This is a genomic window from Streptomyces sp. NPDC002130 (genome assembly GCF_040296465.1).
Classification (GTDB): domain Bacteria; phylum Actinomycetota; class Actinomycetes; order Streptomycetales; family Streptomycetaceae; genus Streptomyces.
Map to the genome: position 1 here is coordinate 1 of NZ_JBEOXI010000383.1, position 5,443 is coordinate 5,443.

Here is a 5,443-nt window from a genome sequence, read left to right on the forward strand (position 1 = left end):
CCCAGTCCAAGCCCACGATGATGGTCCGCGTCGGCCGTGGCGGCGCGCAGGACGGCGCATACTCCACCGACGGCGGCAGCAACTGGACCGGCTTCAAGGCAGAGCCGGTGGCCGATGCCCAGGACGGTCATGTCGCGCTCTCGGCGGACGGCTCCACCATCGTCTGGACCCAGGCCGGCCAGTCCCCGTACCGCTCGACCGACAAGGGGGTGAGCTGGTCGAGGGTCAGCGGCCTGGGCACCGGCGCCGTCGTCGTCGCCGACCGCTCCTCGGCCAAAACCTTCTACTCCCTGTCCGGCGGCACGCTCTACGCCAGCACCGACGGCGGCGCGACCTTCACCGCCCGCGCCACCGACCTGCCCACCGGCAGGCTCACGGCCGTTCCCGGCATCGCCGGTGACCTATGGATCGCCGGCAGTGCCAAGGGGCTTCTGCACTCCACCGACGGCGGCCGCACTTTCACCACGCTCAGAACGGTGCAGTCCGCCTCCGCCCTCGGCTTCGGCAAGGCCAAGCCGGGCACCAGCTACCAGGCCCTGTACCTGATCGGTACCGTCAAGGACGTCACCGGAGTCTTCCGCTCCACCGACAAGGGCGCCACCTGGCTACGCGTCAACGACAAGGCCCACCAGTGGGGCGCCATCGGCGGCGTCGGCGTCATCACCGGTGACCCCGACACCTACGGCCGCGTCTATGTCGGCACCAACGGACGCGGCCTCCAGTACGGCGACCCGTCCTGACTCCGCCGCCCTGGCGGGGCCGCAGGCACAACGGCCCGCGGCCCCGCCAGGGCTGAGGAACCTCGGCGTGGTCGCCGAGCCCGACACCTTGGCCTTCGGTACTGGTTCAGGTGCCGGTCGATCGGGCCGAGCGCAGTCGAGTGCGCAGGTCGGGCAGCCGGGCGCAGTCTCCGGATTCGGCCAGACCCTCACCCACGGCCAGAAGCGAAAGGAGCCGCACCGGGCGGGCCGTTGTGGCCGCAGCCTCCAGTTTGTGGTGGCCGTCGAGCAGGAAGTGCGTCAGACCCCAGTGTCGGTAGTGGTCCGCCGGCAGGCCGGAGGCCGGTTCGCAGATGGCCTGCCCGATTTGATCATCACGGACCGACCGTATGGGACGTCGTGGCTCGGCACTACCGGCTACTGGGCGTATATCTGGCCGGTCGGGCCAACCATGAGGCTCACTCTCGGCCTCTCCATGGCCGGGACCGTGGCGGAGCAGATCCCGGCTCCATGCGACGGCGCCCTGCATCCATGATTCCTGTCGGCTTCCGCCTTCTCCTTGATCGCCCCCTTCGGCTGACATCGGCGTGGAGGAAACGCGTCAGGTGATGTCGTGGACGTTGTGCTCGGTCAGGTCGGACGCATGCCGGGCAACGGCACGGTAGTCGTCATCGTCGTGGAGCACAGCCAGGCCGTGGTGGGCCGCGGTGGCGGCGATGACGAGGTCGACCGCCGAGGCACTGCGGTGCTCCCCGGCCTGGGCCATACGGTGTTGCACCGCGCCGATCCAGCGCCCGGCGTTCTTCGGCACCGACACGTCGGGGTAGAGGTCGGTGAACATCTCCGCGATCTCGTCAAACTCGCGACCGTTGCGCGCGCTGTGGAGAAACTCGGCGCGTTGCACGTAGCAGGATGCGATGGCCCCGACATCGATCGCGTCGTACCAGGCCGATTGCAGTTTCGGATCCCGGAGCAGTCGGACCAGACCGGACGTGTCGAGCAAGTAGATCACCGGCTACGCTTCTCCGCCCGCTGCAGGCGCTCGGCGTCCTCGACCGCACCCCACTCACGCGCCCGCTCGAAGTGACGGCTGATGCGGGCCGCACGCTCCTGCTGCTCGGCGTAGAAGTTCAACGCGAGATTGACCGCCTCCTTCTTGGTCCTGACCTTGGCCAGAGCCATGGCGCGTTCGAGGGCGTCGTCATCGATGTCGATCTGCGTCACAGACATGTGGCATCTCCTACTCGATGTTGGTGATGTACATAGAAGAATACGTCACCAACATCGCCACGTGTCGATGTCGGATCTCGGCCTGTGCGGACGCGACGGACACTCCGGATCGGCCCGCGAGACGGTACCCACCCGCCGGCGCGAAGCGTCGCGCGCAAGTGTGACTCGGCCCTGGTGGCGGCCGTACCCAGAGCGTGCCCGTAGCAGCGGACAACCACGGTCAACAGCGGTGTGACTTCTCGCGCTCACGCGCACAAGCACTCGCCGGGGGGACGAGCGCGGGCACGTGCTGACCCGCCCGACTCGTGATGTGTGGTCACACGACCTTCACGGCTTGTCACTCATCGGACATCTCGTGACGGGGCACTCGGCCGGTGACGCACACGGAGGGGTGATCGGATGTGATCGTCGCTGTGGCCGTGATGTTGCTACCCATGCTCGGGGGGCTGCTGGCCGGTATGGCCTGGTGGGAGGAACGACTGTTCCGCCCTGCTGACGCGCCACGTCACGCCGGCACTCGCCGTCACCTGCGGTTGATCCGCGGAGAGCGTGATGCTCCAGCGCGCGCATCACACACCCGGACGCAACGGCGCCACGCCGCTTGACGAGGCGACGTGGCGCTGCGGTCTGCGGTTGACATCTGATTCGAGATGCCGGGGACTGTCACCGGGCCAAGTGCCGGCCAAGCGGCCCGTGGCGGTGGCGCTGGTGCTTTCCCTGCTCACCCTTTCCCGCGGCGGCATGCCAGCCATACGAGCGCGGCACCAACGCCCGCCGCCAGCAGCAGGGCCCGGTTGTCCCGCGCTGCCCGCGCCCCTTGGGCCGCCTTCTGCCGCACTGGTTCGGGCGCCTTCTCCTGGAGCAAGTGGCCGACCTGGGCGGTCCGGGCCCGTGCCTGATCGGCGGTGTGAGCCGCCTTGTCCTTCACCGGCTCCGGCAGCTTGTCCTGCACTTGGTGCGCGACCTCGGCTGCCTTGGCTTTCAGCTCCCCGGCCTTCACGGCTGCCTGCTGCTTGACGTCGGCTGCCTTCTCCTGAGCCTTGGCCCTGACATCGGCCTTGGCTGCCAGCGCCTCGACCGTCTTCCCGAGCGACTGGCGGGTCTCCTCCACCTGCTCGCGCAGCTCCTCGGGGCTGGAAGCCGTCTGCTCGTCGTGGGGCGGCTGGGTCATCGCTGTGCACTCTCCTTGATCTCGGCCATGTCGGCCTTGACGCTGTCGATCGTCTGCTCGGGTGCCGGCGGCGCACCCTCGCTGATCTGCTTTTTGCCGGTGAAAGCCATGAGCGCGGTGATCGCGCCCAGCACTGCGGTGACGATCAGCGCCGCGGCCCACACCGGCAGCGGCACCGCGAGGGCGGCGATGGCCGTGACCACCAGCGCCTCGAGGGTCAGGAAGCCGACGATGCCGGCACCGCCGAACAGTCCGCCGCCCTTGCCGTACCGCTTGCCCTTCTCCTTCATCTCCGCCTGCGCCAGCCTCAGCTCGCCGCGCACCAGCTCCGTCAGCTGCTGCGACGCCCGCTGCACCAGCTCGCTGACCGGCTCCGCACCGGAGTCCTGCGTCTGTCGGGCGGGGCCGGCAGAGCGCGGCTGTGCACTCGACACGACGATCACCTCCCTGTTCTTGCGCGGGCGGGCCGCGTTGGTGCCCGTCCGCCTGGTGACGGGGCGAGTACCCCCGAAAAGGCCATGTAGGACACAGCTATGACCACCCGCGCAACGGTTCGGCCCGGCTGTGGCTTCCCGGCGGTCATGCCTGGTCGACAGGGGCACCTGCCGCTAACGCCAGTGGCGCAACAGCAAGCGCGGAGTGGAGCGGACGAGCCAGGCAGCGCCCAGGCCGATGGCGGCGCCGGTGGCGACGTCGCTCGGGTAGTGGGCGCCACTCTGAACACGCTCGACGGCCACCATCGCGGCCGGCACCGCGCACAGGGCACCGGCCAGCGGCCAGGCGGGGACGACGGCCGCCGTGAACGCGACTGCGGCCGAGGTGTGCCCGGACGGGAACGACGACGACTCAGGACGGTCCTCGACCTCGTCGTGCGGGATCCACTCCTTCGGCGGCCGGGGGCGCTCGGCCAGCTGCTTGCACACGCCGTTCGCGGCCACCTGAGCCACTGCCACCGCCGCCAGGCCGGCGGTTGCCGCCATGCGGCCGCGCCAGCCGCCCCGCCAGGCCATCACCGCGGCCGCGCCCCACCACAACTTGGTGCCCTCCGCCGTCTCCTCCACAAAGGACAGCGTTCTGTGGACACTCGACGAGGTCCACGCGGCCATCCGCTGCGTCACACGGCGATCAGCCTCTCTCACTTCTGCCAGCAAGCCCATGACCTGTGGGTATCCGCCGGATCAGCGGCCACACCCGAGATCGCGACAGCACCCGACGCCATCAGGGACCACCCTCAAGGCGGCGCCGGTCCTCCTCGTCCCACTTCCTGCTGTCGCGCGGCTGGGTGTACGGCTTGGACTCCGGCGGATGACCACCGGCGACGGCCCGCTGGCGGACGGTCTCCGCGTCGAACTCCAGACCCAGCAGGATGGCCAGGTTGGTGATCCACAGCCAGACCAGGAAGACGATCGCCATCACCGAGCCGACTCCGGCGTTGCCCTGCAACTGTTCCACGCCCCGGTGATGACGTCCCTGGCCGCCCCGGGAGCGAACCGGCCTCGGCTGGGGTGCGCCATGGAGGGATGCGACCGACGAGGCCGGAGGGGTCGTGACTTCGGTCTCGGCGGTCCTTCCGAAGCCGGTCGGTGCTTCTGCGCCGCGCACCGGCAGCGCGTACGCCAAGGCCACAGCAGGCACCGCCTCTTCTTCGCCACGGCCGAGCTGCGTGCCCTGCCCGTGCTGAACCTGGCGGTGGCGGCGGCCGGCGCGATGGTCACGGTCAACAGCGTGGTCTACGTCCGCGACCATCTGGGACGCGGTGCGGCGGACCTGTCGTCGGCGCTCGGAGCGTTCGGCGGCGGCTCGATGGTGGTGGCCGTGCTGCTTCCCCGACTGCTGGAGCGCGTGTCCGACCGTTCGGTGGATGATCGGAACTCGCCGGCACCCACGACCCTCTGTCGGCACACCGTCCCACGAACTCGTGCCCACAGCTTGCCCAAAAGAACGGACAACCACGGTCAGCAGCGGCGCGGGTCCGGCAGGCCGCGGACAACCCGATGGGGCGGCGTACGCCGACGCGGTGTCGGAGCATGCCGCCCTGGAGCCGGACGAACTGCCGGAGGCAGTCCGCGCGGTCACTTCGGGTCGCGGTTGAACACCGCCTTCGACCAGCGGTAGCCGAGCGCCGCCAGGCCCAGGCACCAGACGATGGTGATCCACCAGTTGTTGCCGATCTCGGTGCCGAGCAGCAGTCCGCGCAAGGTCTCGATGGCGGGCGTGAACGGCTAATACTGGGCGATCGGCTGGAACCAGCCCGGCATCGCGTCGACCGGGACGAAGGCGCTGGAGATGAGCGGCAGGAAGACCAGCGGCAGCGCGTTGTTGC

Annotated in this window: 7 protein-coding genes and 2 pseudogenes; 2 read left to right on the top strand and 7 right to left on the bottom strand. The window is 69.6% G+C overall.

What is annotated here, in order from left to right:
* Both ABT116_RS38955 and ABT116_RS38960 read left to right on the top strand, forming a co-directional pair.
* The coding region (locus tag ABT116_RS38955) for a WD40/YVTN/BNR-like repeat-containing protein (protein ID WP_502984015.1) at positions 1-740 on the top strand (740 nt) is incomplete at its 5' end.
* Positions 741-807: 67 nt separating this feature from the next.
* Positions 808-1,254, top strand: a complete 447-nt coding sequence (locus ABT116_RS38960) for a hypothetical protein (protein WP_351644357.1) — start codon at positions 808-810, stop codon at positions 1,252-1,254.
* Between the two features lie 66 nt (positions 1,255-1,320).
* Here the strand turns inward: ABT116_RS38960 and ABT116_RS38965 are convergent, their stop codons facing one another.
* The 7 genes and pseudogenes from ABT116_RS38965 to ABT116_RS39000 all read right to left on the bottom strand — a co-directional run.
* Positions 1,321-1,731, bottom strand: a complete 411-nt coding sequence (locus tag ABT116_RS38965; protein ID WP_351644359.1) for a PIN domain-containing protein — start codon at positions 1,729-1,731, stop codon at positions 1,321-1,323.
* The gene (locus ABT116_RS38970) at positions 1,728-1,949 is read right to left on the bottom strand and encodes a type II toxin-antitoxin system VapB family antitoxin (RefSeq protein WP_351644362.1); all 222 of its coding nucleotides are present in this window, start codon (positions 1,947-1,949) and stop codon (positions 1,728-1,730) included. Before ABT116_RS38970 ends, ABT116_RS38965 begins: the two co-directional genes overlap by 4 nt.
* Positions 1,950-2,670: 721 nt before the next feature.
* On the bottom strand, positions 2,671-3,120 hold the full coding sequence (locus ABT116_RS38975) for a DUF3618 domain-containing protein (protein WP_351644365.1): 450 nt from the start codon (positions 3,118-3,120) through the stop codon (positions 2,671-2,673).
* Positions 3,117-3,554 carry a phage holin family protein gene (locus ABT116_RS38980; protein ID WP_502984016.1) on the bottom strand — a complete coding sequence of 146 codons (438 nt, stop codon included), beginning with the start codon at positions 3,552-3,554 and terminating at the stop codon, positions 3,117-3,119. The genes ABT116_RS38975 and ABT116_RS38980 overlap by 4 nt, the downstream gene beginning before the upstream one ends.
* A 174-nt stretch (positions 3,555-3,728) precedes the next feature.
* Positions 3,729-4,181 carry a phosphatase PAP2 family protein gene (locus ABT116_RS38985; RefSeq protein ID WP_351644368.1) on the bottom strand — a complete coding sequence of 151 codons (453 nt, stop codon included), beginning with the start codon at positions 4,179-4,181 and terminating at the stop codon, positions 3,729-3,731.
* 157 nt (positions 4,182-4,338) lie between these two features.
* A pseudogene (locus ABT116_RS38990) lies at positions 4,339-4,527 on the bottom strand (ribonuclease BN); the annotation flags it as partial.
* Positions 4,528-5,192: 665 nt separating this feature from the next.
* Positions 5,193-5,443: pseudogene (locus ABT116_RS39000) on the bottom strand (ABC transporter permease); the annotation flags it as partial.